Genomic DNA, 24,300 nt, shown 5'->3' with positions numbered 1-24,300 from the left:
GTTTTCAGACCTGGAACCGGTATCCCATCCCTGCCTCGGTCAGCAGATGCTTCGGCTGTGACGGGTCGTCCTCGAGTTTGCGCCGCAACTGCGCGAGATACACACGCAGGTAATGGGTTTCGGTGGCGTAGGACGGCCCCCACACCTCGCGCAGGATCTCGCGCCGCCCCACCAGCTTGCCGCGATTGCGCACCAGCATCTCCAGCATGCCCCACTCGGTCGGGGTGAGGTGCACGTCCCGGCCGTGTTTGGTGACCTTCTTGGCGGCGAGATCGACTGTGAAGGAATCGGTTTCGATCACCGGTTCGGCGGAGGTGTCCGCGTTGGCGGCGGCCCGCCGCACGGCCGCGCGCAGCCGGGCCAGCAGTTCGTCCATGCCGAAGGGTTTGGTCACATAGTCGTCCGCGCCCGCGTCCAGCGCTTCGACCTTGTCCGAGGAGTCGGTGCGCGCCGAGAGCACGATCACCGGCGCCGTCGACCAACCGCGCAGTCCGGCAAGCACTTCGATGCCGTCCATATCGGGCAGGCCGAGGTCCAGCACGACCACGTCGGGGTGTTTCTCCGCCGCCGCGCGCAATGCCGCCGCCCCATTGGCGGCGGTCGTCACCTCGTATCCGCGCACCGACAGATTGATGCGCAGGGCACGCAGAATCTGTGGTTCGTCGTCGACCACGAGCACTTTGGTCGGCGCCGGGGCCGCGTCGCTCACCCGATCTCCTGTTCCTCTTCGGTGTCGGCCGGTAGGTCGATCACCATTGTCAACCCTCCGCCCGGGGTCGGCTCCGCGTGCACGGTGCCGCCCATTGCTTCCACGAACCCCTTCACCACCGACAGCCCCAGGCCCACGCCGGTCGAGTTGTCCCGATCGCCGAGACGCTGGAACGGTTCGAACAGCTGGTCCTCCATACCGGAAGGTACGCCACGGCCGGTGTCCATGACCGTGACCGACACCCGATTGCCGGTGCGTTCGGCGGCCACCCGGATCGGTTCGTCGCCGGGGGAGTACCGCACCGCATTATCGATCAGATTGGCCAGCACCCGCTCCAGCAGGCCCGGATCGGCGCGCACCGAGATGGCGTCGACCTCCACCTTGACCCGGTTGCGGGCGGTGCGCCGCAGCCCGCGGGTGCCCATGCTCATCAGCGCGTGATGGACCACCTCGTCGAGGTAGACCCGCCGCACCTGCGGCTGGATCACGCCCACCATGAGCCGCGACGAGTCGAGCAGATTGCCGACCAGCGCTGTGAGCTGATCCACCGACTCCTCGATGGTCTCCAGCAGTTCGGCGGTGTCCTCGGGCGAGAACTCCACATCGTCGCTGCGCAGACTCGAGACCGCCGCCTTGGCGCCGGCCAATGGCGTGCGCAGATCGTGGCTGACCGCCGACAACAGGGCGCGCCGCAGTTTGTCGGCTTCCAGGAGCGCCTGGGCCGCACTGGCTTCGGCCTGCAATTGCTTCTGCCGCACCAGGCCCGCGGCCTGATTGGCGACCGCGCCGAGTACGACCCGGTCGGCCGGGGAGAGCTGCCGGCCGCTGAGCAGCAGCCAGTGCATATCGTCCCCGGCCTCCAGAGCGGTTTCGGCGTCGGACACTTTCAGCGGTGGTTTCGCACCCACCGACGCGATCACCTCGTCCTCGGTGACCAGGCTGACCGCGTCCTGACCGTAGGTCTCGCGCGCCCGCTCCAGCAGGTCCGGCAGATCCGCGCCGTGCAGCACCGAGCCCGCGAACAGGGTCAGCAGTTCGGCCTGGCGGGAAGCCTTGCGCGCCTCGCGAGTTCGCTTGGCCGCCACATCCACCAGCGCCGCCACGGCGACCGCCACCAGCAGCAGCACCACGATGGTCAGGAAGTTGTCGAGCTGGTCGATGGTGAGGCTGTAGCGCGGTTCGGTGAAGAACCAGTTGAGCAGGATGCCGGACAGCAGCGCCGCCATCGCGGCCGGGGCGACACCGCCGAGCAGTGACACCGCGATCACGCCGATGAAGAACAGCGCGCTCTCGCCGCCGAGATCCAGCCAGCGGTCCAGCCAGAGGTTGGCCAGGCAGATGATCGTCGGCACGAGCAGCGCCGCGGACCACGACCAGGTCATGCGTTCCCGCCGGGCCAGCGCGGACCAGCGGAAGCTCTGTACGGACTCCTCATGGGTGACCATGTGCACGTCGATCTTCCCCGACTTCTGCACCACGGTCGCGCCGATGCCCTCGTCGAGCATGCGGGCCCAGCGTGACCGGCGCGATGTGCCCAGCACCAGCTGGGTCGCGTTCACCTGCCGTGCGAAATCCAGTAGCGCGGTGGGCACATCGTCACCGGTGACGTTGTGCAGGCTGGCGTCGAGACCGGTCGCCAGATCGCGCAGGCGGGTCAGCCGCTGCGCGGACACTCCGGCCAGGCCGTCGCCGCGCACCACATGCACCACGATCAGTTCGGCACTGGATTTGGCGGCGATCCGGCTGGCGCGCCGCACGATGGTTTCCGATTCGGGACCGCCGGTGACGGCCACCACGACTCGTTCGCGGGCCTCCCAGGTGGCGGTGATCTTGTGATCCTCGCGGTATTTGGCCAGTGCGGCGTCGACCTGGTCGGCCAGCCACAGCAGCGCGAGTTCCCGCAGCGCCGTGAGGTTTCCGGGCCGGAAGTAGTTGCGCAGCGCCGCGTCGACCTTGTCGGCGGCGTACACGTTGCCGTGGGAGAGCCTGCGCCGCAGCGCTTCCGGCGTGATGTCGACCAGTTCCACCTGGGACGCGCCGCGCACCACCCAGTCCGGGACGGTCTCGCGCTGCACCACGCCGGTGATCTGCTCGACCACGTCGTTGAGGCTTTCCAGATGCTGCACATTGACCGTCGACACCACGTCGATGCCGGCGTCCAGCAGCTCCAGGACGTCCTGCCAGCGCTTCTCGTTCTTGCTGCCCGGCACGTTGGTGTGCGCGAGTTCGTCCACCAGCACCACGGCCGGGGCGCGCCGCAGCACCGCGTCGACATCGAGTTCGCTCATGGTGGTGCCGCGGTATTCGATCAGCTTCGGCGGAATCCGTTCGATTCCGGCGAGCAGCTGCGCGGTCTTGGACCGTCCGTGCGTCTCCACCACCGCGGCCACCACGTCACGACCTCGTTCGATGCGCCGCTGTGCTTCCGACAGCATCGAATAGGTCTTCCCCACGCCGGGGGCCGCTCCCAAGTAGATCCGTAGCTGACCGCGTTTCACTCGCTCATCATCGCGCGCTGGGCGTCGAACCCGGCACGGGCCGCGCGGGTGGTCTGGCGGTCCTCGGCCGCGGCGAGCGCGCGCAGGCAGAGGGCGAGAGTCAGAAAACCGACGATCACCATCAGGGTGACGACGATATCCGGCACGGTGTCTCCTAGGTCGTTCGAGCGAGGTGAGCCCGGCCGAGCTTTCCTGCGGGGGGATCGGCCGGGCTTGCTCCTGTCTACCGCCGCCACCAGCGCGGTTCTCGATACTTACGGTTTCTTTACGGCACGGCGTCGATGCTTTGACGACATTCGAGCACGCGCTGCGGAGATGGGCCGTGGGGCGCGCCGAGGCGCCTGCGGCCGCCTGGCCGTCGCATGGGCAACGATTGCCGGGTTCGGCAGTCGCCCATGGGGTCGTGAGCAAGAGGAAGGGGATCGCGTGTCGGTCGCTGGTCGCGAGGTCGGAGAACTGGAGCGGATCGCCAACCCGCTCCCGCCCTGCCCCGAGAGTCCGGAGCCGTTCCAGGCGAGCCGGACGGTGCGGTTGGGCGACACCGATATCGAGGAGAACCTGCGGCTCGACGCCATCGCGCGCTACGCCATGGATCTGGGCTACGACAATCTCGGCGCGGTGCCCGAAGGGGACCTGCATCCGGCGTGGATCGTGCGGCGCACCGTGATCGACGTGCGGCAGCCGATCCGGTTCAGCGAGCGGGTGCACATGCGCCGCTGGCCGTCGGGGCTGTCCAACCGGTGGTGCAATATCCGCTGCGAATTCCGCAGCGACTCCGGCGGTTTGATCGAGACCGAGCAATTCCTGATCAATATCGATCTGGAGGCCGGTCGCATGGCCCGGATGAGCGAGCCGTTCATGGATTCCATGCGCCCCTTCACCACCGAGCACCGCCTGCGCTGGCGGGCCGCGCTGCGCGAGATCATGGAGCCCACCGCCGAACGCACGCCCTACCCCCTGCGCATCACCGATATCGACCGCCACGGCCACGTCAACAATGCCGTGCACTGGGCCGCCGTCGCGGAAGGTATGGCCCTGCACCAGAATTCGAGCACCGCGCCCTATCGCGTCATCCTCGAGCACGCCGGTCCGATCATGTCCGGCGACAAGGTCACCCTGCGCAGCTGGACCGGAGATTCCGGCCTGCACGTGCAACTCGAGGTGGACGGCACGGCCCGCACCCTCGCCCTGATCGAACCGCTGCGCTGACTCACTGCCCGGTCGGGGCGGGGCTCTCGATCAAACTGCCGAGCAGGGCGAGCGAACGCTGATGCGGTGAGCCGGGTTCGGCGTGGTAGGCGATGAGCAGTTGGCCCGGCGCGCCGTTGACGGTGAAGGTCTCGTAGGACAGCGTCAGATCACCGACCAGCGGGTTGCGGAAATGCTTGACGCCCGCGGTCTTGACCCGGACATCGTGGCGCGCCCACAGCTTGCGGAATTCCTCGCTCTTGAGCGACAGTTCGCCGATGAGCTCGATGAAGCGCGGATCGTCCATATCGGCGCTCGCGGTGGCGCGCAGGCTCGCGACCGTATCGGCGGCGATGGTCGGCCAATCCGCGTAGCAGTCCCGGGCTTTGGGGTCGAGGAAAATCATGCGGACCTGGTTGATGCCCGGCTCCATGCCCGAATAGACCGCCGCGGCAAGGGGATTGGCGGCCAGCACATCGAGGTACCGGCCCAGCACCACGGCGGGAGTGTGCGGCCAGGCGTCCAGCAGGCGCAGCAGTCCCGGGGCGACGCGTTCGGTCCGGCGCGGCGGGCTCGCCCGTCGCGCGGGCGGACGGGCCAGATCCCGCAGATGATCGGTGGCCTCCTGATCGAGCGCGAACACCCGCGCCAGCGAATCGATGACCTGCTCGGAGGGATGCCGTTCCCGCCCCTGCTCCAACCGCACGTAGTAGTCGGCGCTCATCCCCGCGAGCAGTGCGACCTCCTCCCGGCGCAGCCCGGCCACCCGGCGCTGCCCGCCGGCGGGCATCCCGAATTCCTCCGGCCGCGTCAATTCCCGGCGCGCCCGCAGGAACATGCCGAGTCGGTTGTCGGAATCCATGTTTCGACGGTACGACACTCACGGCCCGGTTGGGTGGGTGTGGCACTCCCAGGAAGTCCGCGACCTGGTAGAACGTTCCGCGGGATCGGATTGTGGGAGCCATGACAAACGAACTCACCGGCCGCGTGGCCGTCATCACCGGAGCTTCCAGCGGGATCGGCGCGGCCACCGCGCGCACGCTCGCTCGGGAAGGCGCGCGGGTCGCGCTGCTGGGCCGCCGTAAGGACCGCCTCGAGGAACTGGCCGCCGAGATCGGCGCGAACGCCCTCGCGGTCACCGTTGATGTCGCCGATCAGCAGTCGCTGCGCGATGCCGCCGCCACCGTCCATGCCGCGTTCGGCACCGTGGACCTGGTGGTGGCCAATGCGGGCGTCATGCTCGCGGGCCCCTTCGAATCCGCGCTCACTGATGAGTGGGATCAGATGGTGAACACCAACATCACCGGATTGCTCTACACCGCACGGGTTTTCGTGGACGATCTGCTCGCCTCGGCGGACGGCCGGGCGGATCTGGTGCTGGTCGGGTCGGTCGGCGGTCACCTGATCTTCCACAACTACTCGGTCTACACCGCCTCCAAGGCCGCGGTGGCTCACCTCACCCGCAACCTGCGCGCCGAGTTCGGCCCCCGCGGCATCCGCGTCAAGAACATCGAACCGGGTTTCGTGAACACCGAACTCGGCGGGGGCATGCGGGACGACGCCCGTCGCGCGGAACTGGAGGAGTGGCGCACCGGGTTCACCATCCTGCGCCCGGACGATATCGCCGATGCCATCGCCTACGCGGTCGGCGCACCCCGCCACGTCAATGTCGCCGAACTGATCGTCGTCCCCACCGCGCAGGGCTGAGTCGTCAGGCCGGGGCCGTCACCGTCGGACCGCAGCGGCGAAGTAGCCGCCGCCTCCGATGACGGCCAGCGCCCAGTATAGGTTCGCTCCGTCGAAAAAGAGTGCGGCCGAGGACATTACGGCCAGCCACGCGCCGAGCGTGTACTGCGTGACATCACGGTGGGCGGCCCCGCTCGCGAGGTGGATCATGCCGACGACGAGGCCGGATGCGGTGGGCCACAACAGGGTTTGCACCAGGGGCTCGTTCAGGGCGGAGCTCAGCGCGGTGATGAGCAGGGACAGCGCGCCGAAGCCGACGAGCCACGCGGCGGCGAGCATGACGCCCGCGGTCCCCGCACGATCGCGTGCGCCGCGCTGTGCCCGCAGGGCGGTGACGCCGGTGATGATCAGTGCGATCAGCAGTCCGCCGAACAGGAGAACTCCCGCCACGGGGATCGGCAGGCGGGGATCCTCGCCGTGGCTGAGCGCGAAAGCGCCGTATCCGAGCAACCAGGCGAGCCCGAAACTCAGATACGACGCGCGATTGTCCGGGACGGCGTTCGGGGCGGGCGAGGTGAGTGGGGTGGACTGGGTCATGGTGGGTCCTCCTGTGCGATAGGAAAAGTAGAACCCGGGCCCACCATGACATGCCATGAGCGAGCGTCTCGCACTCATAAGCCAGTGTCTCGGCACGCCGCTCGAACGCAGCGGTTGCCCGCTCAGCAGGCCGTGAAGTACTTCTTCAGGGTGTCCGGGGCTCCATCGGATTTCGCCGTGGACCAGCACACGTCGTGCGGGAAGCGAACGTAGTCCCGCCACGGGCCCACGATCGTGCGGGCGACGACGCGCTGGCTGTCACCGGGCACATCCCAGGAGACCACCGCCCACAGTTCCTCGCACACACTGACCTGTGTGGTCGCGGACCGCAGCTCCTGACCGACGTTCAGATCGTGAACGAAAGTCTGTGCCGCACAGGTCGGTACGGGCGCCGGATCCTGGAACCGCAACTGCCCGTTCACCGTCTGCCCCGCCGACTCCACGAACAGGGTGTGCATACCCTCCGGCACCGGGTTGGTCCCGCTCGGCGCCACCATCCCGAACCGGTAGCACCCCACCGGCATATCTGTGAACACCGCCTGCCCGGCCAAATCGGTGACCCCGTCCCAGCTCCCCACCTCGGACGCACCCTCGGACAGATTCCGCGTGCCTGGGTCACACGGCTCATAGCGCCGAATACTCACCGGCACATAGGGAATCGCCGTCCCCCGGGGCGTCGCCGTCTGCAACGCCACGGTCCCGGTCTTCGTCGTGACGGGCTGCGCCCGCGGCGTGGTCTCCACCTTCGGCGCACCCGCAACCGGTGAATCCACCTGCGTCCCAGCCTGATCCGGCGAACACCCCGCGATGGCCACCACCATCCCGATCGTCAGCACTGCCTGAACGATTCCAACCCTGCGGATTCTCATACTCATGACATCGCGACGCCTCGATCTTGATTACCCCGGCCCATGCCCCAAAAACCGGGGGCGCCACACCTCGGACAGCGTCGCGACAATTCCACGAATCGGTTCAGGCGGCGGTGTGGGTGAGCTGGTTGCTCCACACCGCCAGCCGGGTGCGGGCCCGCGAACTGCCCACCAGCGCTGCGGCTTTCGCGGGTTCGCTGCCCTCGTAATAGCCGCCGTTCCGGACCGGTGTGCCGGGCGCGGACAGATCGACCAGCAGGTCGGCGGCATGGTCGAGGGGTGCGGCGCGGTGGCTGCGCAGCTGTGGCAGGTCGATTTCGAAGTCGGCGGGGTGCACGCTGACCGAGGTCAGTTCGCCGGGACCGGATTCGGCCAGGGAACGGCTGAACATGGTCAGCGCCAGCTTGGACTGGGCGTAGATCGCGAACGGGGTGTAGATGCCCCGGTTGCGATCCAGATCGGAGTAGTCGATGTTCCCGGCGGCGTGCAGTTTCGAGGTGACGGTGACGACCCGGCCGTGGGCCGCGGCGAGCGCGGGAATCAGCGCCATGGTCAGCCGCTGCGGGGCGAGATAGTTGACCTGGAAGGTCAATTCGTGCCCGTCCTCGGTGTGGGTGCGCGCGTGCGGGGCCGCGATCGACGCGATATTGATCAGCGCGTCCAGGCGGGTGAGGTCCGCGGCCAGAGTCCGGCCGAGTTCGTCGACCTCGGCCAACCGCGTGAAATCGGCCTGCACCAGGCGAACCCGGCCGGGTTCGGCGGTAGCCCGCAGGCGCTCGGCGGTCTCGTCGGCAGCGTTCTTGTCCAGGATGTGTGCGATGACGGTGTCGCCATCGGCGATCACCCGCTGCGCCGTCGCGAAGCCGAGCCGGGTGTCGGCTCCGGTCACGAGGACGGTACGGGTGCTGGACTGGGTTGCGGACATAGCTCTCCGATCAAGGGAGGAGTGGCCCCGTGCGCGAGCACGAGAACACAGGTGAAATATGCGATATCAATCGCGGGAGGGTGGAACGCCGCTCGACAGGCGGCACCGCACACGCAGAACCGTTGCGCGGCAGGGGATATGACCGATCGGTTCTACGCCCGACTCGGCGGCTCGTCCTCGCTCTGGAAGCCGAAGAGCTCCAGTGTGGACGGCATCTGCTCGAATCGGAACCGGGCAACGTCGGCAGCGACGCGCAGGGCGCGGCGAGGGCAGACGGTTGCGGTCACACTGTGATCCGACCCCACCCCGCACCCCGGGGCAAGATTCCTGACGATAAATTAACGGTCCGTCGCATCGGCCTTTACGGCACAACAACTTTCGTGGTGATTCGCCGATTGCGGCCCGCGTCGCTATTCGCGAACGCAGATTGACATTGCCGGAATCCGGGCTCCATTATTGGCGGCGGCAAACATCCCGCAGTGTGCGGGGTCCACTCGTCTCGCACGAAATGTTGTGCGCAAAAGCCGGATTCGATCCGCGCTGCGATGCGCACGATTCTGCAGCCCTTGAAGAAAGAACCCTGATGAAGTTCCGTTCCATTGTCGCGACCGCTGTCATTTCCGCCGCCGCGCTGTCGTTCACCTGTGTCTCGGCGAATGTGGCCGGTGCGCAGCCCGACGTCTCGGGCAATAGCTCGGTTACCGCCCCCGTCTCGTCCGGTGTCGATTACCGGGCGAGCCTGGTGGACCATTCCGTCGTCCTGTCCACCACCGCGGGATCGCTTGCGGCCAAGGATGATCGGTTCCAGATCATCGACGCCGCCGGCAACACCGTCGCCTCGCTGCCGCTGAGCTACCAGCGCGACGGCCTGGTCTTCTCGATCGCCGCCGAGATCCACGGCAACACCGCCACCCTGACCCCGGGCACCGACCCGGCCGTCGCCACCCCCGTCCCCGCGGGCACCCCGGTCCTGAAGGACATCGACGCCACCGCCAACCCCAACTTCAACCAGGCCCTGAGCAACCTCACCAACGAGGTCTCGGTCGGCGTCGCCGTCGGCAGCCTGATCGGCACCGCCATCGGCGCCGGAATCGGTTGCATCGCAGGCGGTGTCGTCGCCGGCGCCGCAGGCGCCGCCATCACCATCGGCACCCTGGCCGTCCCCGCCGCCCTCGGCGGCTGCCTGGTCACCGGCGCCGCCCTCGGCGCGATCGGCGCGGTAGCGGGCACGATCCTCGTCGGCGGCCCGGTCGCGACCATCGCCCTGTTCCAATTCGCCACCGAACTGGCCACCCCGCCGGCCCCCGCCAACTGATCAACCGGCGCTCTCGCGCCGACGACGCTCGAGAGCGGCCCGGATCAGCGTCCGGGCCGCTTCTCCCGTTACGGACTGAGCGGCAAGCACCTCGAATGCGCGGGTGTAGACAGCTATTTCCCTCGGCTGGGTAATGGTCAGAGCTGCCGAAATCCCCTCCACCATCACCACTCGACTGTCGTATATGACGAAGTTCGTTGCGGAGACCCGGTAGTGGGACATCACGGGGATGATTCCCAGCAGGACCCGCGGCAGGGATAGGGCGGTCATCAATCGGTCGAGCTGGCCGAACATGACATTGTCGTCGCCTGCCGTTGTATACAGGGCGGGTTCGCCGATGAGGTAGTGGACACGACGGTCGCCGCGATACAGATATTGCTGCTGCCGGTTCATCCGTGCGGCTACCGCGTCGTCGATATCGCGGGGAGCCCGGTTGAATTCGGCCACCTGCTGGAAGATCGCCGCAGCGTATTCGGGTGTATGCAGCAGCCCGGGAATCAGCGTGGGATCGTAGCCCCGGATGAGTTTCGTCTCGGCTTCGATCGTCTGGATCTTCTGCTGTTCCCGCCGAATTCCCGCCTGCAGAGTCCGGCGCCAGTCCAGGTACGCCGCATCGACATTCCGCAGCGCGGCGACGAGATCCGAGACGCGATCGAGCGCGCCGGTGCGGTCACACCAGATTCTGACATCGTCCTCGGACGGCGTCTGTCTGCCGTACTCGATCTTCGAAACCTTCGAGGGATGCCAGCCCGCGCTCTCGGCGAGCCGGCGTCCGCTCAGGCCCGCGTCGCGGCGAAGGTCCCTGAGCTGCTGCCCGAGCGCCTGGCGCGCCTTGTGGACCGTGGTCACGTCGCGACGGTAGCCCGGATGTACTCGGAATGCGGAACAGCGCTGCCCCACAGTGCTTCTCGTACCGAGGTGGCACGGCGAACGAGCGCCGGATCAGTCGTCACAGCCGCGCCGGCGGCTCGGCCGTTCGAGTCGAAAAGCGTGAAGGCAACCGTGCTTTCATCGAACAACCAGTAGTCGTCGCGCGGGACATCCTGTGCCGCACTCGCGCGTGGCAGATATCGGATATCCTCGCCCGCTTCGATATTCGACGGCGCCACCGCCAGCCCCCACCGGGTGTAATCGGCATGCGGCACGGCCACGACTCGCAGCCGAGTGAAGGCCACGCCGCGCTTGGTCTGGGCCCGCACGATGTCCAACCATTCGCGGAGCCAGCCGTAATCGTCCGGCTGACCGGTGAGGAACCGGTGGAACGGTTCCGACTCCTCCGGAGTGCTGTAGCTGTCCTGGACCTCGATATGGAAAGCGCTGCGCTGACAGGTGCGGAACAAATCGGTGAAATCCCTACCGGACAGGTGGAGCATCGCGGCGCACCTCCCGGCCCCGGGCGACCTCGACGCAGGTCTCGTGATCGGGTAAGTCCATCTGCCGCAAGGCTTCCGGGTCAGTGACCGGGCTCCCCGCGAGTGTGAAGGTGCCGACCCCGGTGTCGTGCAGGAGTGCTCCCAAGCAGCTTCCGGGCTCCAGATAACCGAGCAGTGGATGCGGAATCTCGATGAGTTCGGGATGCTCGGGGATTCGCCAGCCCTGAACGACGTAGGTGTTGCGGTCGGTTGCGTACAGGGTCGGGGAATGGGCTCCCTGAGTGTTCTTTCCGAGGAATCGCAAGCGCATGGCCCTGCCTCCGGTGAGAGTGTCCGAACATCCAGTATGGCGAGAAATATCGCGCACGAGGGCTGGATTTTCGAGCAATCTGAAGCAACTTCATCGCGTCGGATCGGGGTCGATTCGTAGCGTCGAGTTCAGGCGTTCGGGCTGCCGACGCGGTCGGCCAAGGACTAGGGGCTGAGATGAACTGGCGCAAAAGGATTTACAGCTTTCCCGGCGGCATTCTGGAGACCAACTCGGACGACGGCGACAGCGGTGGGGTGTATCTGGAGTCGTTTCGGTCGGCGGATCCCGCTGTCGATGGATCGCGGCTGGGGGTGATTCGCTGGAGGCCAACGTGTTTGGGGTATCTGCGGACCGATGTGTCGAGGTCGGCGATGCGGTGGGATCAGAGTGAGGTGCGTAGGGTTGCCGAGCAGTTGGGGTATGACTTCGCCGACTTCGTCATCTATGACCCGAAGTTCGGGCGGCCGCCGCTGGCGCGGCTGAAGGCGCAGGCCACGCGGCTGGAGGCCGAGGCTGTCATTGTTCCCAGTGCTCTGCACTTCGACGGTGGGCGGATTCCGATGGTCCTGGCCGCCCGGATCGATGTGATCACGGTGAATTCTGAGCTCTGAGGTACTCCTCGTACTCCTTCTCCCATTTCGCCGCTGCCGCAGCGGTTTCCGGGTCGGGGTGGTATTCGGCGGCGCGGAGGACCCATTCCAGGCGGAGTTCGGGGATGGTTACCTGGAGTTCGTCGTATTTCCAGACGCGGCGGCCGGACCAGTCCATGGTGGAGGGCTCGTCGGCGGAGCCCATGGTGTAGGCGAGGTAGTCGTTCCAGACCGCGTAGGAGGTGGGGAGGGTGAGGGCGTCGGGGACGTCGAGGGTGAGCAGCCAGCGGCCGTGGATCCAGTCGGGGTAGCCGAGCAGGGAGGTGGCCGTCTGGTTGAAGGGGCTGTAGACGGTCCAGCACCAGACCGGGGGTGCGTCGTGGCAGGCGATGCCGCGGCGTTCCATTTCGGCGACCATGTCCGCGAAGGCGGGTTTCCAGTTGACGATGACCAGGGACCAGTCGGCGCGGTAGACGCCTGTGGCGCGGAGGGTTCGTACCACCTCGGGGGCTTGCAGGGTCCATAGTCGCACCGGTGCATGATCTTTCGGATGGGCGGCCACAGGCAACGGGTTTTCGGCGACACGCCTGAAATGCGCAGGTCAGAGGTGTTGAGTCCGGGTGCGCATAGAGTCGATTCGCCACATACCTATCGGTCATGAGGGGCAGGCGGATGCGGATCTCGGCGATGGTCAGGTTGGGGATCGGGGCTTCGGTGGTGCTGTCGGCGGCCGGTGCCCCGACGGCGGCGGCCGCGCCCGGCGAGATCGCGCTGCCGGATCTGCTCGTCGAGGCGGTGGCCCGGGACCTGGAACTGGATGCGGGCGGATACCTGGCACGCGCCGATCTGGCGCAGCGGCTGGCCGACTTCGAGACGACGGCCCGGTTGACCTATCCCGATGTCTTCGCCGGCGTCCGGATGGACGGCGGGCAAGCCATCGTGGCGCTGGCCGCCGGGATGAACCGGGATCATGCGCGAAAAGCGGTGGGGGAGCAGGGATTCACCGTCGAAGAGGTCACCTGGAGCGCGGCGGCGCTGCTCGACCGGCGGCGCGCGGTCGCACAGTGGATCACCGCGCAGCCCGCACAGGTCACCGCGCACGTCGTCGGAGACAGCATCGACATCGCGGGCAATACCGTCGTGCTGCGCACCACCGGTGAGGTGCGGCTACCGGCCGAACTCGGCCCGGTACGGGTGGAGACCGCGCCCGCGCCCCGAGGTGAGCTCGGCGTGGGAACCCCCGCACAGCAACCGATTTCGGCCCAGGTGGCCGGTGCGGAGCTGACCGGCGGCAGCCCCATCTCCATCCCCTACGACCAGCACCTGGAGGCCCGCTGCTCGCTGGCTTTCCACGGCTCCGACGGCGCGGGCAACACCGTCACCCTGACCGCCGGTCATTGCGCCCCGGACTCCTTCGATCCGGCCACCGTCGACGCCAACCCCGTGCGCGTCCATGAACTGACCGCCACCGGTGCGGGCGCGGCCGTCGGCCGATTCACCGTGGTGAACAACGACCTGCGCGATTTCGCGATCATCCGCATCGACGACGCGCACGCCGCACGTTTCCAGAACAACCGCGTCTCCACGGCGCAGACCCCGGATTCGCCCGCGCCCGGCACCCCCGCCGAATCGGGTCCGCTGCCCACCGGCAGCCAGGACGGCACCGAGCGCGTCTCCGACAATGCCCAAGCACAGCCGATCCGGCCCGCCGCCGCATCCGACCCCGTCCTCATCGACGGCGTGGCCGCCCCGGTGGTCGGTGCGCCCGTCTGCAAATCGGGCGCCATCACCGGCTTCACCTGCGGCACCATCACCGAGGTCGACCAGACCTACTACTCCCGCAAGAGCGACAACCCCGGCGACCTGAAACGCCTGGAAGGCTTCTTCGGCTTCGACACCTGCGGTATCCACGGCGACAGCGGCGGTTCCGTCATCACGGGCACCAAGGCGCTGGGCATCGTCAGCGGCAGCGGCAATGCCGACCGCTGCGAGCCCCGGGCCGGATTGACCGCCCAGCCGATCGACACCGTGATCGCCGAGAACCCCGGCCTGCAGCTCCGCACGAGTTAGCGCCCACCCGCCGACGAGCAAGCCGGGCTGTTCCGTCGTTGGCGACTCCCGCGCCGGGCGTCTGCCGCCACCCCCTATTCGGCCACGGTGAAAACGGTGTGTGCTGCTCGGCGGACGTCGATTTCGGGATGGCCGCGCAGGACGCCCAGCATGTCGGCCCAGGGCTCGGTCCAGCCGAATTTCCTGCCGGACAGGTTGATCACGGTCAATGCGGCCAGTGCGGTGGATATGTCCGCGCTCGTGTAGAGCCTGCTGGCGATGTGCGTCCACGCCTGTGCCGGGTGCTTGCCGATATCGGACATGATCCGGGCACCGATGCGCGCGGAGGGAGTGCCGATGAGCCCGCAGGATGCGTACGGGGCGAGGGATTCGATTGCCGCGACCGTGGTTTCGGGCTCGGTCCAGCGCAGCCCGGCCACCGTGAGTTCGATGACCTGCTTGTGCCACAGCGGATCATCGGCGAGCAGCGCGATGATCGGCGCGGCGACCGGCCGGGCGCTGTCCCGGTCGCGCAGGATCGGCCCAAGATCCGCCAGCAGGGTGGAAAGCCGTTGCTGCGCAGGCAGATCCCGGTCGGGAATGGTATCGCCGGCCCGGAGCAGCCGGGTGACGGCGATGGTCAGCGGGGCGGCATCGCCGGTCGCGGCCACCGTATCGAGCAGGGTGCGGGCGGCGGACCGCCACAGGCCGACGTCGGTGAGGTCGGTCAGCCGGTCCACCAGCGCGTCGACCGTCTCCGGCGGAGCCCAGCGCCGCCAGCGGGGCAGGGCGTTCAGGGCCTGGTTCGCCAGCCGATGGTCGGATCCGGCGGCAAGATCCCGGAGAAACGACGCGAAGCGACGGCGCTGCGGGGCGGGCAGCAGCCACGGCTGGATATCGAGGATGGCTCCGGCGACATCCGGATCGGCCGCCGCGTCGGCGAGCAGCTCCCAGGCCTCCTCGTGGTCGAGCAGGAATCGGGTCGAGAAGACGGCCGCGCGGCGGATATCGCGATGCAGGTCCGGACGACTCCACAGGGCGCGGATGATCGGGATGGCGTCGGGCGCGTGCAGCGCCGCCAGCAGCCGTACCCCCTCCTTCGCGGAGGTGATCTTGGGGGAGTTCAGCAGGGGCGCAAGGGCTTCGCTGAGCCTCGCCGGAGGGATCGACCGGGCGCAGGAGGCCATACCGCTCACCGCCACCCGGGCGCTGTCGGCGGCGACGTACTCGGACAGCACGGCCATCGCCCGCGCCGGCTCGTCGCTGCCGCCCAGGGCGGTGAGCGCGGCTTCGGCCACCGTGAGGTCCGCGGACCGCAGATAGGGCAGCAACTGGTCGAAACTGCCCGGGAGTGAACCCAATTGGCGAACCGCACCGGCACGCTCGCCGACCGAGGCCCGAGCGGACCCCGCGTACGTGCCGAGCAGCCGGGTGTAATGCCCGAGGTGCTGCGGCGTCCACCGCGAGTATCCGGTGTGGAACATCGGAACGAAGCGGATCTTCTTGGACAGGAACCGGCCCGAGGTCGATGCACTCCACAGCAGGTCGAGCAGGTCGGTGCGCCGCCGGGCGATGATCGCCTGTACTTCGGGCAGCGCCACCAGGGAACGGTCGTGCCGCAGGAGCTGGTCGAGATGCGCGTCGCGGCTGACCGGGTTCGCCAGCGCGAGCCGCACCGCGCGCCGGACCGTCGAATCGCTGTGCGCGGCGCAGGCCCGCACCAGCAGCCGCTGCAGCTCGGGGATGTCGTAGGCGCGCCGATCCAATCCGTGGGCGAGTTCGAGCGCCAGATCCCACTCGTCCCGGGCGGCATCGGCATCCAGACGCGGACGCAGCGCGGTGAACAACCGCTGTTCGGCGCCGCGCGGCAGATTGTGGTGCAGTCCGGAGAGATTCAGCGTCCGCTTGTGCTCGGCCAGCCGCGCGGTGAGACGCAAGGCCGTCTCGGGAAACGCCGTCTCACCGAGCTGTGCGCCTCGGATGAACAGCAGGCGGGTGAGATCACCGACGGTGGCCGAGGTCTGATACGAGCAGTCCCGGGCCTGCAGCGCGTCCATCGCGAGCGTTTCGAGGGCGGGCAGATGGGATACGACCAGCAGCGACACCGGAATCCGTGTCACCGCATGTAAAGCGGTGCGGCGCACGGGATCCTGCTCATTACGCAGTCTGCGCAGCAGTTCCAGCAGCTCGCCCACCACCTCGGGCGAGCGGTCGGACGCCGGATCGCTTCGGCGAGAACCGGTTTCGCCTCGTCCCAGGGCAGCCGCGCGGTGAGTCGCTCGGCCTTCTCGGGCACCTCCGCGCCACCCGGCCGGGTCAGGAGTTCCCGTGCGATGGCGGCTCTGTCATGTCGGGGCAGCCGGTCGAGCGAGTACACGTCGACCTCGCCCGGAGCGATTCCGGGCCGGGTCAGCGCCGGTCCCGCGATGGCCGTGCGCCGGTGCGGCGGAATCACGCGCAGGAACCGGTACTGCTGGTGAGCGGGGTACGCGGTGTAGAACTCCCGCAGCTGATCGTCGGGCAGCGTGAGCATGGACTTCCACAGCCCCGTGCCGGCGAGGCCGCGGCCGTTGCCACTCGGATGCCGGATCAGCGTGTACACGGCCCCGGCATCGTGCCGGGCCAGCATGCCCGCCACGCGGTTCAGCGAGTCGATCCGCTGATACTCGACTGCGCGGGCGGCTGCCGCCAACAGGCGTGCGGGCGAATACTCCGCTGCCGCAGTCACATTCGAGGTAAGCCACCACCACAGTTCGTTCCAGTCGTCCCGGCCCGCGGTCTCCGCGCGCCGCTCGACGAGGTCGAACAGCACACCGATGTGCCGGCGGCCCATCGTCACCCAGTTCGGCACCGCGTAGGCGAGCCCGGGCAGTTGTTCGGCCACTACGGCGCTGGAGCAGAACGGCAGGACATGCGCGGCCGCGTCGTTCCCGAAGGCGGCCCGCATCGGCTCCAGCATCGCATCGGCCAGCCGCTCCGGGTTGCCGGCGCTCAGCGCCCGGAACACCCGTTTGCGCGAGCGGTCCGGCAGTCCGGGCACCCGCGGCACGATCACCTCGGGCTCGACGCCCATCCGGATCAGCGCGGTCAGCGACCGCCCGGCACACTCGACATCCATCGAATCCAGGTGCGCCACAAGATGAGCCCGCGCTCCCGCGACAGCGGCCATGTGCACCGCGGTCATCCGCTCGTACCGCCCACCGGCGAACAACTCGTCCAGCAGCGCGTCCAGCTCGGTGGTCCCCGCCAGCCGCCGCGCCTCGCGCGCGATCCGCCCGAGCCGCTCCGGCACCGGCAGATCCGCGACTTCCGACAGCAGCCTGCTCCCCATTCCAGTCACCTCGGCCACGCTAGCGGGCCGATCACGACGCGGCACCCGTATATCCACCGGTCCCGATTTTCTCGAGTGCGTTTGCGGATCATTAACGCCCCACACCCGGTTCCTGACGGTTTCACCGATACGCCGGGCGTTTGCTGTAAGTGCTCCGTCAAGGCAAGGGGCTGGGACGCTAAGAAGGCGTAAAGGACCTCGCTTCAGGGCAGATCGGGCGTTTGACTCACTCCGGCGCGTCCCCGGGATGCGCCTTGTAGAGAGAGGTAACCAACTCATGTCCGTCGTGGTGTTCACGGTGCTGACGGTGGCGCTCTTCGCCCTGCTCGGCCTGATCCAACGCGGGGTTGAACGGCTGTGATTCAAAACGTCATCGGTTTGGTTCTGGCCGTCGGCATCGCCGTCTATCTGATCGCGGCGCTGCTGTTTCCGGAGAGGTTCTAGGTGGACACGACTACCGCGGGGATCGTTTTCGTCGTATCCCTGATCGTCGCGCTTGCCCTTGTTCATGTGCCGCTGGGCGACTACATGTACCGGGTTTACAGCAGCGACAAGCATTCCCGAGCGGAAAAGCTCATCTATCGGCTCATCGGCGTGAAGCCGGGTGTGGAGCACACCTGGCCGGTGTACGCCCGCAGCGTGCTCGCCTTCTCGGCTGTCAGCATTCTGTTCCTGTTCTTCTTTCAGCTACTGCAGGGCAAGCTGCCGCTGCATCTGAACGACCCGGCGACAGAGCTCACGCCGGCGCTGGCCTGGAACACCGCCGTCAGCTTCGTCACGAATACCAACTGGCAGAACTACTCCGGTGAATCCACCCTGGGACACCTGGTGCAGATGGCCGGTCTGGCGGTGCAGAACTTCGTGTCGGCGGCGGTCGGCATGGCCGTGGCGGTCGCGCTGGTGCGCGGTTTCGCCCGCAGGCACACGAACGAACTCGGCAACTTCTGGGTGGATCTGGTGAGGGGAACCATCCGCATCCTGCTGCCGGTCGCGTTCGTCTTCGCCATCGTGCTCGTCGCGGGCGGCGTGATCCAGAACTTCCAGCTGCACGACCAGGTGGCGCAGACCATTGCCGGTGGCTCACAGACCATCACCGGTGGTCCGATCGCCAGCCAGGAGGTCATCAAGGAGCTCGGCACCAACGGCGGCGGCTTCTACAACGCCAACTCGGCGCATCCGTTCGAGAACGCCACCACGTGGACGAACTGGATCGAGATCTTCCTGATCCTGGTCATCTCCTTTTCGCTGCCGCGCACCTTCGGGCGCATGGTCGGCAGCAAGAAGCAGGGCGTCGCCATCGTCTCGGTGATGGGCCTGATCGCCCTGGGCAGCGTCTTCCTGACGAACCTCTTCCAGCTGCAGCACCACGGCACCGTCCCGACCGCGCTCGGCGCGTCCCTGGAGGGCGTGGAAACCCGTTTCGGCGTGTCGAATTCGGCGACCTTCGCCGCCTCGACCACGCTCACCTCGACCGGTGCGGTGGACTCGTTCCACGACTCGTACACCAGCCTCGGCGGGCTCATGACCATGTTCAACATGCAGCTCGGTGAGGTCGCGCCCGGCGGTGTCGGCTCCGGTCTCTACGGCATGCTGATCCTCGCGGTCATCACGGTGTTCGTCGCGGGCCTCATGGTCGGGCGCACCCCGGAATACCTGGGCAAGAAGATCACGCCCAGGGAGATCAAGCTGGCCGCGGCCTACTTCCTGGTCAGCCCGATGCTGGTGCTCATCGGCACCGCCATCGCCATGGCCATGCCGGGGCAGCGCGCGAGCATGCTGAACTCGGGGCCGCACGGTCTGTCGGAAGTGCTGTACGCCTTCACCTCCGCGTCCAACAACAACGGTTCGGCCTTCGCCGGGCTCACCGGCAATACCGAGTGGTACAACACCGCGCTCGGCCTGGCCATGCTGTTCGGTCGCTTCCTGCCCATCATCTTCGTTCTCGCACTGGCCGGTTCGCTGGCACAGCAGGGCACGACCCCCGAATCCATCGGCACGCTGCCGACCCATCGCCCGCAGTTCGTCGGCATGGTGGTCGGCGTGACGGTGATCCTGGTCGCCCTGACCTTCCTGCCCGCGCTGGCGCTCGGGCCGCTCGCCGAAGGAATCCACTGACATGTCTGCACCCACCATCGAACCCGCGGCGCAGCAGGAGAAGCCGTCGCCCAAGGGTCGGGTCTCCAGCGGACTGTTCGACCCGACAATGCTCGTGAAGTCGTTGCCGGACGCCTTCGCCAAGCTCGACCCGCGCACACTGTGGCGCAACCCCGTCATGCTGATCGTGGAGATCGGCGCGCTGTGGGCGACCGTCCTCGCGGTGGCCGACCCCAGCTTCTTCGGCTGGGCGATCGTCGTATGGCTGTGGGCCACCGTACTTTTCGCCAACCTGGCCGAGGCGGTCGCCGAGGGCCGCGGCAAGGCGCAGGCCGATACGCTGCGGAAGGCCAAGACCGACACCATCGCTCGCCGGCTGGCCGACTGGTCGCCCGGTGCGCGGGTGGTCGAGGAGCGCGTCGCCGCTCCCGAACTCCAGCGCGGCGACTTCGTCGTGGTCGAGGCCGGACAGGTCATCCCGGGTGACGGCGATGTCGTGGAAGGCATTGCCTCCGTGGACGAATCGGCCATCACCGGTGAATCCGCGCCGGTGATCCGGGAATCCGGCGGCGACCGTTCCGCGGTCACCGGCGGCACCACGGTGCTGTCCGACCGCATCGTCGTCAAGATCACGCAGGAGCCGGGCGGCTCGTTCATCGACAAGATGATCGCGCTCGTCGAGGGCGCGTCGCGGCAGAAGACGCCGAACGAGATCGCGCTGAACATCCTGCTGGCCTCGCTCACCATCATCTTCGTGGGCGCGGTGACCACGCTGCAGCCGCTGGCCATCTTCTCCAAGGCCAACAATCCCGGTGTGCCGGACAGCCTTTCGCTCACCGGTGACGGCATCAGCGGCATCGTGCTGGTCTCGCTGCTGGTCTGCCTCATCCCGACCACCATCGGCGCACTGCTCTCGGCCATCGGCATCGCGGGCATGGACCGGCTGGTGCAGCGCAATGTGCTGGCCATGTCCGGGCGCGCCGTGGAGGCCGCGGGCGATGTGAACACGCTGCTGCTGGACAAGACCGGCACCATCACCCTGGGCAACCGCCAGGCCGCGGACTTCGTACCGATGCCGGGCATCACCTCCGACGAGATCGCCGACGCCGCACAGCTTTCCAGCCTCGCGGACGAGACACCCGAGGGCCGCTCCATCGTGGTGTACGCCAAGACCGCGTACAACAAGCGCGAGCGCGTCCCCGGTGAGCTGGTCGGCGCGACCTGGGTGGAATTCACCGCCCAGACCCGCATGTCGGGCGTGGACCTGGTCGACGGGCATCAACTGCGCAAGGGTGCGGCCAGCGCCGTCACCGAATGGGTGCGCGCGCAGGGCGGTGAGATCCCGGCCGAGGTCGGCGACGCCGTCGACGGCATCTCGGCCTCCGGCGGCACGCCGCTGGTGGTCGCGGAGGTCAAGAAGGGCCAAGCCCGCCTGCTCGGCGTCATCCACCTCAAGGACGTCGTGAAGGAGGGCATGCGGGAGCGTTTCGACGAGATGCGCCGCATGGGCATCCGCACCGTCATGATCACCGGCGACAATCCGTTGACCGCCAAGGCGATCGCCGATGAGGCGGGCGTCGACGACTTCCTCGCGGAGGCCACTCCGGAGGACAAGCTGGCGCTCATCAAGAAGGAGCAGGACGGTGGCCGCCTGGTCGCCATGACCGGTGACGGCACCAACGACGCGCCCGCGCTCGCGCAGGCCGACGTCGGCGTGGCCATGAACACCGGCACGTCGGCCGCGAAAGAGGCCGGCAATATGGTCGACCTCGACTCCGATCCGACCAAGCTCATCGAGATCGTCGAGATCGGCAAGCAGCTGCTCATCACGCGCGGTTCGCTGACCACGTTCTCCATCGCCAACGACATCGCCAAGTACTTCGCGATCATTCCCGCGCTGTTCGTGGCCCTGTTCCCGGCGATGGACAAGCTCAACATCATGCGCCTGGCCAGCCCGCAATCCGCGATCCTGTCCGCGGTGATCTTCAACGCGCTCGTCATCGTGGCGCTGATCCCGCTGGCGCTGCGCGGTGTGCGCTACACCCCGGCCGCGGCCTCGAAACTGTTGTCGCGCAACCTCGCCCTTTACGGCGTGGGCGGCATCATCGCCCCGTTCATCGGCATCAAGCTGATCGACCTCGTCGTCCAATTCCTCCCTGGGATGTCCTGATATGCGCATGTCAACCTGGATTCGGCAACATGTGGCCGCCCTGCGCGCGCTCCTGGTGCTCACGGTCATCACCGGAATCATCTATCCCCTGGCGGTTTTCGTCGTCGCCCAGCTGCCCGGGCTGAAGGACAACGCCGACGGGTCGCTCATCGAGCGCGATGGAAAGGTGGTGGGCTCGAGCCTGCTCGGGCAGGCGTTCACCGACGCCGACGGGAACGCGCTGGCGCAGTACTTCCAGTCCCGCCCGTCCGCGGCCGGTGACGGCTACGACCCGCTGTCCAGCGGTGCGAGCAACCGCGGCCCGGAGGACATCGTGGACACCGATCCCGAGAACCCGAGCCTGCTCACCACCATCTGCACCCGCAGTAAAGAGATCGGCGAGCGTGAGGGCGTGGACGGCAGCCGGCCGTTCTGCACCCCCGGCGGCGTCGGCGCGGTCCTCTCCGTCATCGGCACGCGCGGCGTGGACGGCGAGATCGACGCGCCCGTCAAGGTGCTCAGCGTGAACGAGCCCTGCTCGGTCACCAGCACGCCGTTCCTGGCCGAGTACAAGGGCGTGAAGGTGCAATGCCTCGCCGACGGTGAGGATTTCAGCACCGGTCGCATCATTCCGATCCGCGGCGACGCGCCGGAGCAGCCCGCTGTGCCCGCGAACGCCGTCACCGCCAGCGGTTCCGGCCTGGACCCGCACATCTCCCCGGAGTACGCGACGCTCCAAATCGCGCGAGTCGCCAAGGCTCGCAACATCTCCGAGGAGCAGGTGCGCGCCCTGGTGGACGAGCACACCGACGGCCGCACCCTCGGCTTCCTCGGTGAGCCCCGGGTCAATGTGCTGGAGCTGAACCTCGATCTGGACGGGAAGTACCCCTTCCCGGGCTGAGACCGGATATCGAAGCGCCGCAGTCGTTCTCGCTTTCGAGAACGGCTGCGGCCTTTGTCTGTTCTGGAATCGCGCGCGCCGGCTCTAACCGGTCGGCGCGCACGAATTCGAGGTACGGATCTCCGCGCACGGGATGGCGCTGTATTCCCGCAGGATGTCCGAACCCCGGCCGCCGGTGAGGAAGCGCAGGAACGAGGCGGCCAGGCCGTCGTCGGCGGGAGTGCCGTAGCTGTAGGCGTATTCGACGCTCCACAGGGGATAGATCCCGGACTTGACCTGGTCGGGGTCGGGTCGATGCCGGTCGACGCCGACGAGCCGCACGCCGGACGCCTTCGTGGCGTCGTAGTAGACGCTGTAACCGATGGCGCCCGGTGTGTTCGCGACCGTGTCCAGCATGTCCCTGGTGGAATCGGCCTCGCAGAACGCGGGGCCCGGGGTGGCCGGGGTGACGGCGTAGCAGACCGTCGGCCGCGGGGCCTGCTGCGGGCCGTCGCCCAGCAGTCGCTGATGCAGCATCTCCCGGGTGCCGGAGTTGGTCGGACGATGCACCACGCGTACCGGCAGATCGGGGCCGCCGAGCTCGCTCCAGTTGGCCACCGCGCCCTGATAGAGGCGACGGATATCGGCGGCGGTGAGATCCTCCAGGCGCACCCCCGGATGCGTGATCATGGTGTACGGCGACAGCGCCAGCGTGCGGGGGACCAGTTCGGGCAGACCGCCGATCACCGGGCCGTCGGTAATGGCCAGCAGGCTCGGATTGTCCTTGCCCTCCCGGTTCACCGGACCACGCCGGACTGACTCTTCTCGAACTCCAGACTGATTTTCGCAGCGGGACAGAGCTTTTCGTAGGCGACCTGGGCATCGCCGATCACCTGCGCGAAGGCGGTGGAGCCGACCAGCGTGAGCGTGCCGCCGCCGCAGTCGGCGTACTTCGGCTCCTCGGTGCGCAGCGCCACCACCACCTGCACCGCGATCACCAGCACCAGAAAAGCGATGAGCCCCAGCAGTTTCGGCGAGACCCCGGTGCGGCTGCTGGTCTCGGTGACCCGCCCGCCCTTGATCTTGGCCTGCACGGTCGGATCCACCGTGGCCCCCGTGCCGGTGCGCTGCAGAATCGCCAGGATCTTGTAGTGATCCCGGCGATTCAACGGCACCCGGGGCAGGTCGATGACACCCATCCGATGCGCGGTATCGTCGCGAGCGCCGATCCCCGTACCCGGCCGCAGCGAATCGATCAGCCCCGAATCGCTGAGCTCGGTGACCGCCATCCCGATGATCCGGCGTCCCGGGAAATTGATGTGCACACCCACCCGATCCGCCTCGGGCCCACCGTAATCCGAGCTGTCGATATCGGTCCACCCGGAGTTCTCGATGCGCACCAGCACAATCGACAGATCCTGCAACTGCGGCGCCGCACTCCCGTCACTGGGTCGCAGTTGGGGCAGTACCCCCTGATACACCGACTCGACCTCACCGGTCACCGGCGTGTCCATCTGCACCCGATATCCGAGCCGCTTCCGCCCCACCAGCACGAATTCCCAGACGAACGCCAGCATCGACACCGCGAGCGCGATCACCGCCAGCACGATGTCGAGGGGAAAGTCATCCATCCGAACCCCCGAATCCCCTTGGTCTGCTTGCCATGTAGCGCAGCACCGTACTGCCCGAAGGTGACGGGCGGGTGACCGGGTCAGGTGGCCACGTTCACGTTCCCGC

At 67.7% G+C, this 24,300-nt stretch carries 25 protein-coding genes; 10 read left to right on the top strand and 15 right to left on the bottom strand.

Going from position 1 to position 24,300, the window contains the following annotated elements:
• Nucleotides 1–4: 4 nt before the first annotated feature.
• The 3 genes from JK358_RS32580 to JK358_RS32570 are packed head-to-tail and all read right to left on the bottom strand — an operon-like array spanning nucleotide 5 to nucleotide 3,353.
• Nucleotides 5–709, bottom strand: a complete 705-nt coding sequence (locus JK358_RS32580; protein WP_307817845.1) for a response regulator — start codon at nucleotides 707–709, stop codon at nucleotides 5–7.
• Nucleotides 706–3,207: a DUF4118 domain-containing protein gene (locus tag JK358_RS32575; protein WP_201955016.1), complete on the bottom strand. Its 2,502-nt coding sequence runs from the start codon at nucleotides 3,205–3,207 to the stop codon at nucleotides 706–708. Before JK358_RS32575 ends, JK358_RS32580 begins: the two co-directional genes overlap by 4 nt.
• Nucleotides 3,204–3,353 carry a hypothetical protein gene (locus JK358_RS32570; protein ID WP_201955015.1) on the bottom strand — a complete coding sequence of 50 codons (150 nt, stop codon included), beginning with the start codon at nucleotides 3,351–3,353 and terminating at the stop codon, nucleotides 3,204–3,206. The genes JK358_RS32575 and JK358_RS32570 overlap by 4 nt, the downstream gene beginning before the upstream one ends.
• Before the next feature lie 280 nt (nucleotides 3,354–3,633).
• Here JK358_RS32570 and JK358_RS32565 point away from each other — a divergent pair, with 280 nt between their 5' ends.
• The gene (locus JK358_RS32565) at nucleotides 3,634–4,416 is read left to right on the top strand and encodes an acyl-[acyl-carrier-protein] thioesterase (RefSeq protein WP_307817844.1); all 783 of its coding nucleotides are present in this window, start codon (nucleotides 3,634–3,636) and stop codon (nucleotides 4,414–4,416) included.
• A gap of 1 nt (nucleotide 4,417) precedes the next feature.
• Here the strand turns inward: JK358_RS32565 and JK358_RS32560 are convergent, their stop codons facing one another.
• Nucleotides 4,418–5,257: a helix-turn-helix transcriptional regulator gene (locus JK358_RS32560; RefSeq protein ID WP_201955013.1), complete on the bottom strand. Its 840-nt coding sequence runs from the start codon at nucleotides 5,255–5,257 to the stop codon at nucleotides 4,418–4,420.
• A gap of 101 nt (nucleotides 5,258–5,358) precedes the next feature.
• Here JK358_RS32560 and JK358_RS32555 point away from each other — a divergent pair, with 101 nt between their 5' ends.
• A complete protein-coding gene (locus JK358_RS32555) occupies nucleotides 5,359–6,102 on the top strand; it encodes an SDR family oxidoreductase (RefSeq protein ID WP_201955012.1) in 744 nt (247 codons plus the stop codon).
• Between the two features lie 18 nt (nucleotides 6,103–6,120).
• On the opposite strand, the gene JK358_RS32550 is transcribed toward JK358_RS32555, so the two are convergent.
• The 3 genes from JK358_RS32550 to JK358_RS32540 all read right to left on the bottom strand — a co-directional run bounded on the left by JK358_RS32550 (nucleotide 6,121) and on the right by JK358_RS32540 (nucleotide 8,472).
• Nucleotides 6,121–6,678 carry an ABC transporter permease gene (locus JK358_RS32550; RefSeq protein ID WP_201955011.1) on the bottom strand — a complete coding sequence of 186 codons (558 nt, stop codon included), beginning with the start codon at nucleotides 6,676–6,678 and terminating at the stop codon, nucleotides 6,121–6,123.
• A 122-nt stretch (nucleotides 6,679–6,800) separates the two neighbouring features.
• A complete protein-coding gene (locus tag JK358_RS32545; RefSeq protein WP_201955010.1) occupies nucleotides 6,801–7,514 on the bottom strand; it encodes a hypothetical protein in 714 nt (237 codons plus the stop codon).
• Nucleotides 7,515–7,650: 136 nt separating this feature from the next.
• Nucleotides 7,651–8,472 (bottom strand): SDR family NAD(P)-dependent oxidoreductase, encoded by an 822-nt coding sequence (locus JK358_RS32540; protein WP_201955009.1) that lies wholly within the window; start codon nucleotides 8,470–8,472, stop codon nucleotides 7,651–7,653.
• 583 nt (nucleotides 8,473–9,055) lie between these two features.
• On the opposite strand from JK358_RS32540, the gene JK358_RS32535 reads away from it, so the two are divergent.
• Complete coding sequence (locus JK358_RS32535) at nucleotides 9,056–9,787, top strand: DUF8020 domain-containing protein (protein ID WP_232852269.1); 732 nt, start codon at nucleotides 9,056–9,058, stop codon at nucleotides 9,785–9,787.
• Here JK358_RS32535 and JK358_RS32530 read toward each other — a convergent pair whose 3' ends face one another.
• Genes JK358_RS32530 through JK358_RS32520 form a run of 3 tightly spaced genes read right to left on the bottom strand, consistent with a single transcriptional unit; the run spans nucleotide 9,788 to nucleotide 11,470 of the window.
• Nucleotides 9,788–10,636 (bottom strand): helix-turn-helix domain-containing protein, encoded by an 849-nt coding sequence (locus JK358_RS32530; protein WP_201955008.1) that lies wholly within the window; start codon nucleotides 10,634–10,636, stop codon nucleotides 9,788–9,790.
• Nucleotides 10,633–11,160, bottom strand: coding sequence for a DUF6879 family protein (locus JK358_RS32525; protein ID WP_201955007.1), 528 nt, complete (start codon nucleotides 11,158–11,160; stop codon nucleotides 10,633–10,635). The genes JK358_RS32530 and JK358_RS32525 overlap by 4 nt, the downstream gene beginning before the upstream one ends.
• Nucleotides 11,141–11,470 (bottom strand): hypothetical protein, encoded by a 330-nt coding sequence (locus tag JK358_RS32520; RefSeq protein ID WP_232852268.1) that lies wholly within the window; start codon nucleotides 11,468–11,470, stop codon nucleotides 11,141–11,143. The genes JK358_RS32525 and JK358_RS32520 overlap by 20 nt, the downstream gene beginning before the upstream one ends.
• Nucleotides 11,471–11,646: 176 nt before the next feature.
• Here JK358_RS32520 and JK358_RS32515 point away from each other — a divergent pair, with 176 nt between their 5' ends.
• A complete protein-coding gene (locus tag JK358_RS32515) occupies nucleotides 11,647–12,081 on the top strand; it encodes a hypothetical protein (protein WP_201955006.1) in 435 nt (144 codons plus the stop codon).
• Here JK358_RS32515 and JK358_RS32510 read toward each other — a convergent pair.
• Complete coding sequence (locus JK358_RS32510; protein WP_307817843.1) at nucleotides 12,059–12,592, bottom strand: hypothetical protein; 534 nt, start codon at nucleotides 12,590–12,592, stop codon at nucleotides 12,059–12,061. The two genes, JK358_RS32515 and JK358_RS32510, sit on opposite strands and share 23 nt — an antisense overlap.
• 155 nt (nucleotides 12,593–12,747) lie before the next feature.
• Here JK358_RS32510 and JK358_RS32505 point away from each other — a divergent pair, with 155 nt between their 5' ends.
• Nucleotides 12,748–14,130, top strand: a complete 1,383-nt coding sequence (locus JK358_RS32505) for a S1 family peptidase (protein WP_201955005.1) — start codon at nucleotides 12,748–12,750, stop codon at nucleotides 14,128–14,130.
• A 74-nt stretch (nucleotides 14,131–14,204) separates the two neighbouring features.
• Here the strand turns inward: JK358_RS32505 and JK358_RS32500 are convergent, their stop codons facing one another.
• Nucleotides 14,205–16,304 (bottom strand): HEAT repeat domain-containing protein, encoded by a 2,100-nt coding sequence (locus JK358_RS32500; protein WP_201955004.1) that lies wholly within the window; start codon nucleotides 16,302–16,304, stop codon nucleotides 14,205–14,207.
• Nucleotides 16,226–17,440 carry a hypothetical protein gene (locus tag JK358_RS32495; RefSeq protein WP_201955003.1) on the bottom strand — a complete coding sequence of 405 codons (1,215 nt, stop codon included), beginning with the start codon at nucleotides 17,438–17,440 and terminating at the stop codon, nucleotides 16,226–16,228. Before JK358_RS32495 ends, JK358_RS32500 begins: the two co-directional genes overlap by 79 nt.
• A gap of 247 nt (nucleotides 17,441–17,687) precedes the next feature.
• Here JK358_RS32495 and JK358_RS32490 point away from each other — a divergent pair, with 247 nt between their 5' ends.
• From JK358_RS32490 to JK358_RS32470, 5 genes are read left to right on the top strand one after another with little or no spacing between them, the layout of a single operon-like run.
• A complete protein-coding gene (locus JK358_RS32490) occupies nucleotides 17,688–17,801 on the top strand; it encodes a potassium-transporting ATPase (RefSeq protein ID WP_232852267.1) in 114 nt (37 codons plus the stop codon).
• Nucleotides 17,798–17,884 carry a K(+)-transporting ATPase subunit F gene (gene kdpF, locus JK358_RS32485; protein ID WP_201955069.1) on the top strand — a complete coding sequence of 29 codons (87 nt, stop codon included), beginning with the start codon at nucleotides 17,798–17,800 and terminating at the stop codon, nucleotides 17,882–17,884. The genes JK358_RS32490 and kdpF overlap by 4 nt, the downstream gene beginning before the upstream one ends.
• Nucleotides 17,885–19,555, top strand: coding sequence for a potassium-transporting ATPase subunit KdpA (gene kdpA / locus JK358_RS32480; protein ID WP_201955002.1), 1,671 nt, complete (start codon nucleotides 17,885–17,887; stop codon nucleotides 19,553–19,555).
• A 1-nt stretch (nucleotide 19,556) separates the two neighbouring features.
• The gene (kdpB, locus tag JK358_RS32475; protein WP_201955001.1) at nucleotides 19,557–21,704 is read left to right on the top strand and encodes a potassium-transporting ATPase subunit KdpB; all 2,148 of its coding nucleotides are present in this window, start codon (nucleotides 19,557–19,559) and stop codon (nucleotides 21,702–21,704) included.
• A gap of 1 nt (nucleotide 21,705) precedes the next feature.
• Complete coding sequence (locus tag JK358_RS32470; protein ID WP_201955000.1) at nucleotides 21,706–22,584, top strand: potassium-transporting ATPase subunit C; 879 nt, start codon at nucleotides 21,706–21,708, stop codon at nucleotides 22,582–22,584.
• An 84-nt stretch (nucleotides 22,585–22,668) separates the two neighbouring features.
• Here JK358_RS32470 and JK358_RS39590 read toward each other — a convergent pair whose 3' ends face one another.
• Nucleotides 22,669–23,364: a substrate-binding domain-containing protein gene (locus tag JK358_RS39590; protein ID WP_307817842.1), complete on the bottom strand. Its 696-nt coding sequence runs from the start codon at nucleotides 23,362–23,364 to the stop codon at nucleotides 22,669–22,671.
• The gene (locus JK358_RS39585; protein WP_232852266.1) at nucleotides 23,361–24,194 is read right to left on the bottom strand and encodes a hypothetical protein; all 834 of its coding nucleotides are present in this window, start codon (nucleotides 24,192–24,194) and stop codon (nucleotides 23,361–23,363) included. Before JK358_RS39585 ends, JK358_RS39590 begins: the two co-directional genes overlap by 4 nt.
• Nucleotides 24,195–24,300: the final 106 nt, after the last annotated feature.

This window comes from Nocardia acididurans (genome assembly GCF_016741815.1).
Taxonomy (GTDB): Bacteria; Actinomycetota; Actinomycetes; order Mycobacteriales; family Mycobacteriaceae; genus Nocardia; species Nocardia acididurans.
The sequence above is the reverse complement of the archived record's forward strand: the minus strand, read 5'-3'. Positions and strand labels throughout refer to the sequence as shown.

Bases quoted from the DNA above. Each gene is read 5' to 3' on its own strand.
- JK358_RS32550 (WP_201955011.1), bottom strand. From the start codon at position 6,678: ATGACCCAGTCCACCCCACTCACCTCGCCCGCCCCGAACGCCGTCCCG.
- kdpB (WP_201955001.1), top strand. From the start codon at position 19,557: ATGTCTGCACCCACCATCGAACCCGCGGCGCAGCAGGAGAAGCCGTCG.
- JK358_RS32540 (WP_201955009.1), bottom strand. From the start codon at position 8,472: ATGTCCGCAACCCAGTCCAGCACCCGTACCGTCCTCGTGACCGGAGCC.
- JK358_RS32535 (WP_232852269.1), top strand. From the start codon at position 9,056: ATGAAGTTCCGTTCCATTGTCGCGACCGCTGTCATTTCCGCCGCCGCG.
- JK358_RS39585 (WP_232852266.1), bottom strand. From the start codon at position 24,194: ATGGATGACTTTCCCCTCGACATCGTGCTGGCGGTGATCGCGCTCGCG.
- JK358_RS32515 (WP_201955006.1), top strand. From the start codon at position 11,647: ATGAACTGGCGCAAAAGGATTTACAGCTTTCCCGGCGGCATTCTGGAG.
- JK358_RS32490 (WP_232852267.1), top strand. From the start codon at position 17,688: ATGCGCCTTGTAGAGAGAGGTAACCAACTCATGTCCGTCGTGGTGTTC.
- JK358_RS32525 (WP_201955007.1), bottom strand. From the start codon at position 11,160: ATGCTCCACCTGTCCGGTAGGGATTTCACCGATTTGTTCCGCACCTGT.
- JK358_RS32505 (WP_201955005.1), top strand. From the start codon at position 12,748: ATGGTCAGGTTGGGGATCGGGGCTTCGGTGGTGCTGTCGGCGGCCGGT.
- JK358_RS32520 (WP_232852268.1), bottom strand. From the start codon at position 11,470: ATGCGCTTGCGATTCCTCGGAAAGAACACTCAGGGAGCCCATTCCCCG.
- JK358_RS32555 (WP_201955012.1), top strand. From the start codon at position 5,359: ATGACAAACGAACTCACCGGCCGCGTGGCCGTCATCACCGGAGCTTCC.
- JK358_RS32560 (WP_201955013.1), bottom strand. From the start codon at position 5,257: ATGGATTCCGACAACCGACTCGGCATGTTCCTGCGGGCGCGCCGGGAA.
- JK358_RS32495 (WP_201955003.1), bottom strand. From the start codon at position 17,440: ATGGGGAGCAGGCTGCTGTCGGAAGTCGCGGATCTGCCGGTGCCGGAG.
- JK358_RS32470 (WP_201955000.1), top strand. From the start codon at position 21,706: ATGCGCATGTCAACCTGGATTCGGCAACATGTGGCCGCCCTGCGCGCG.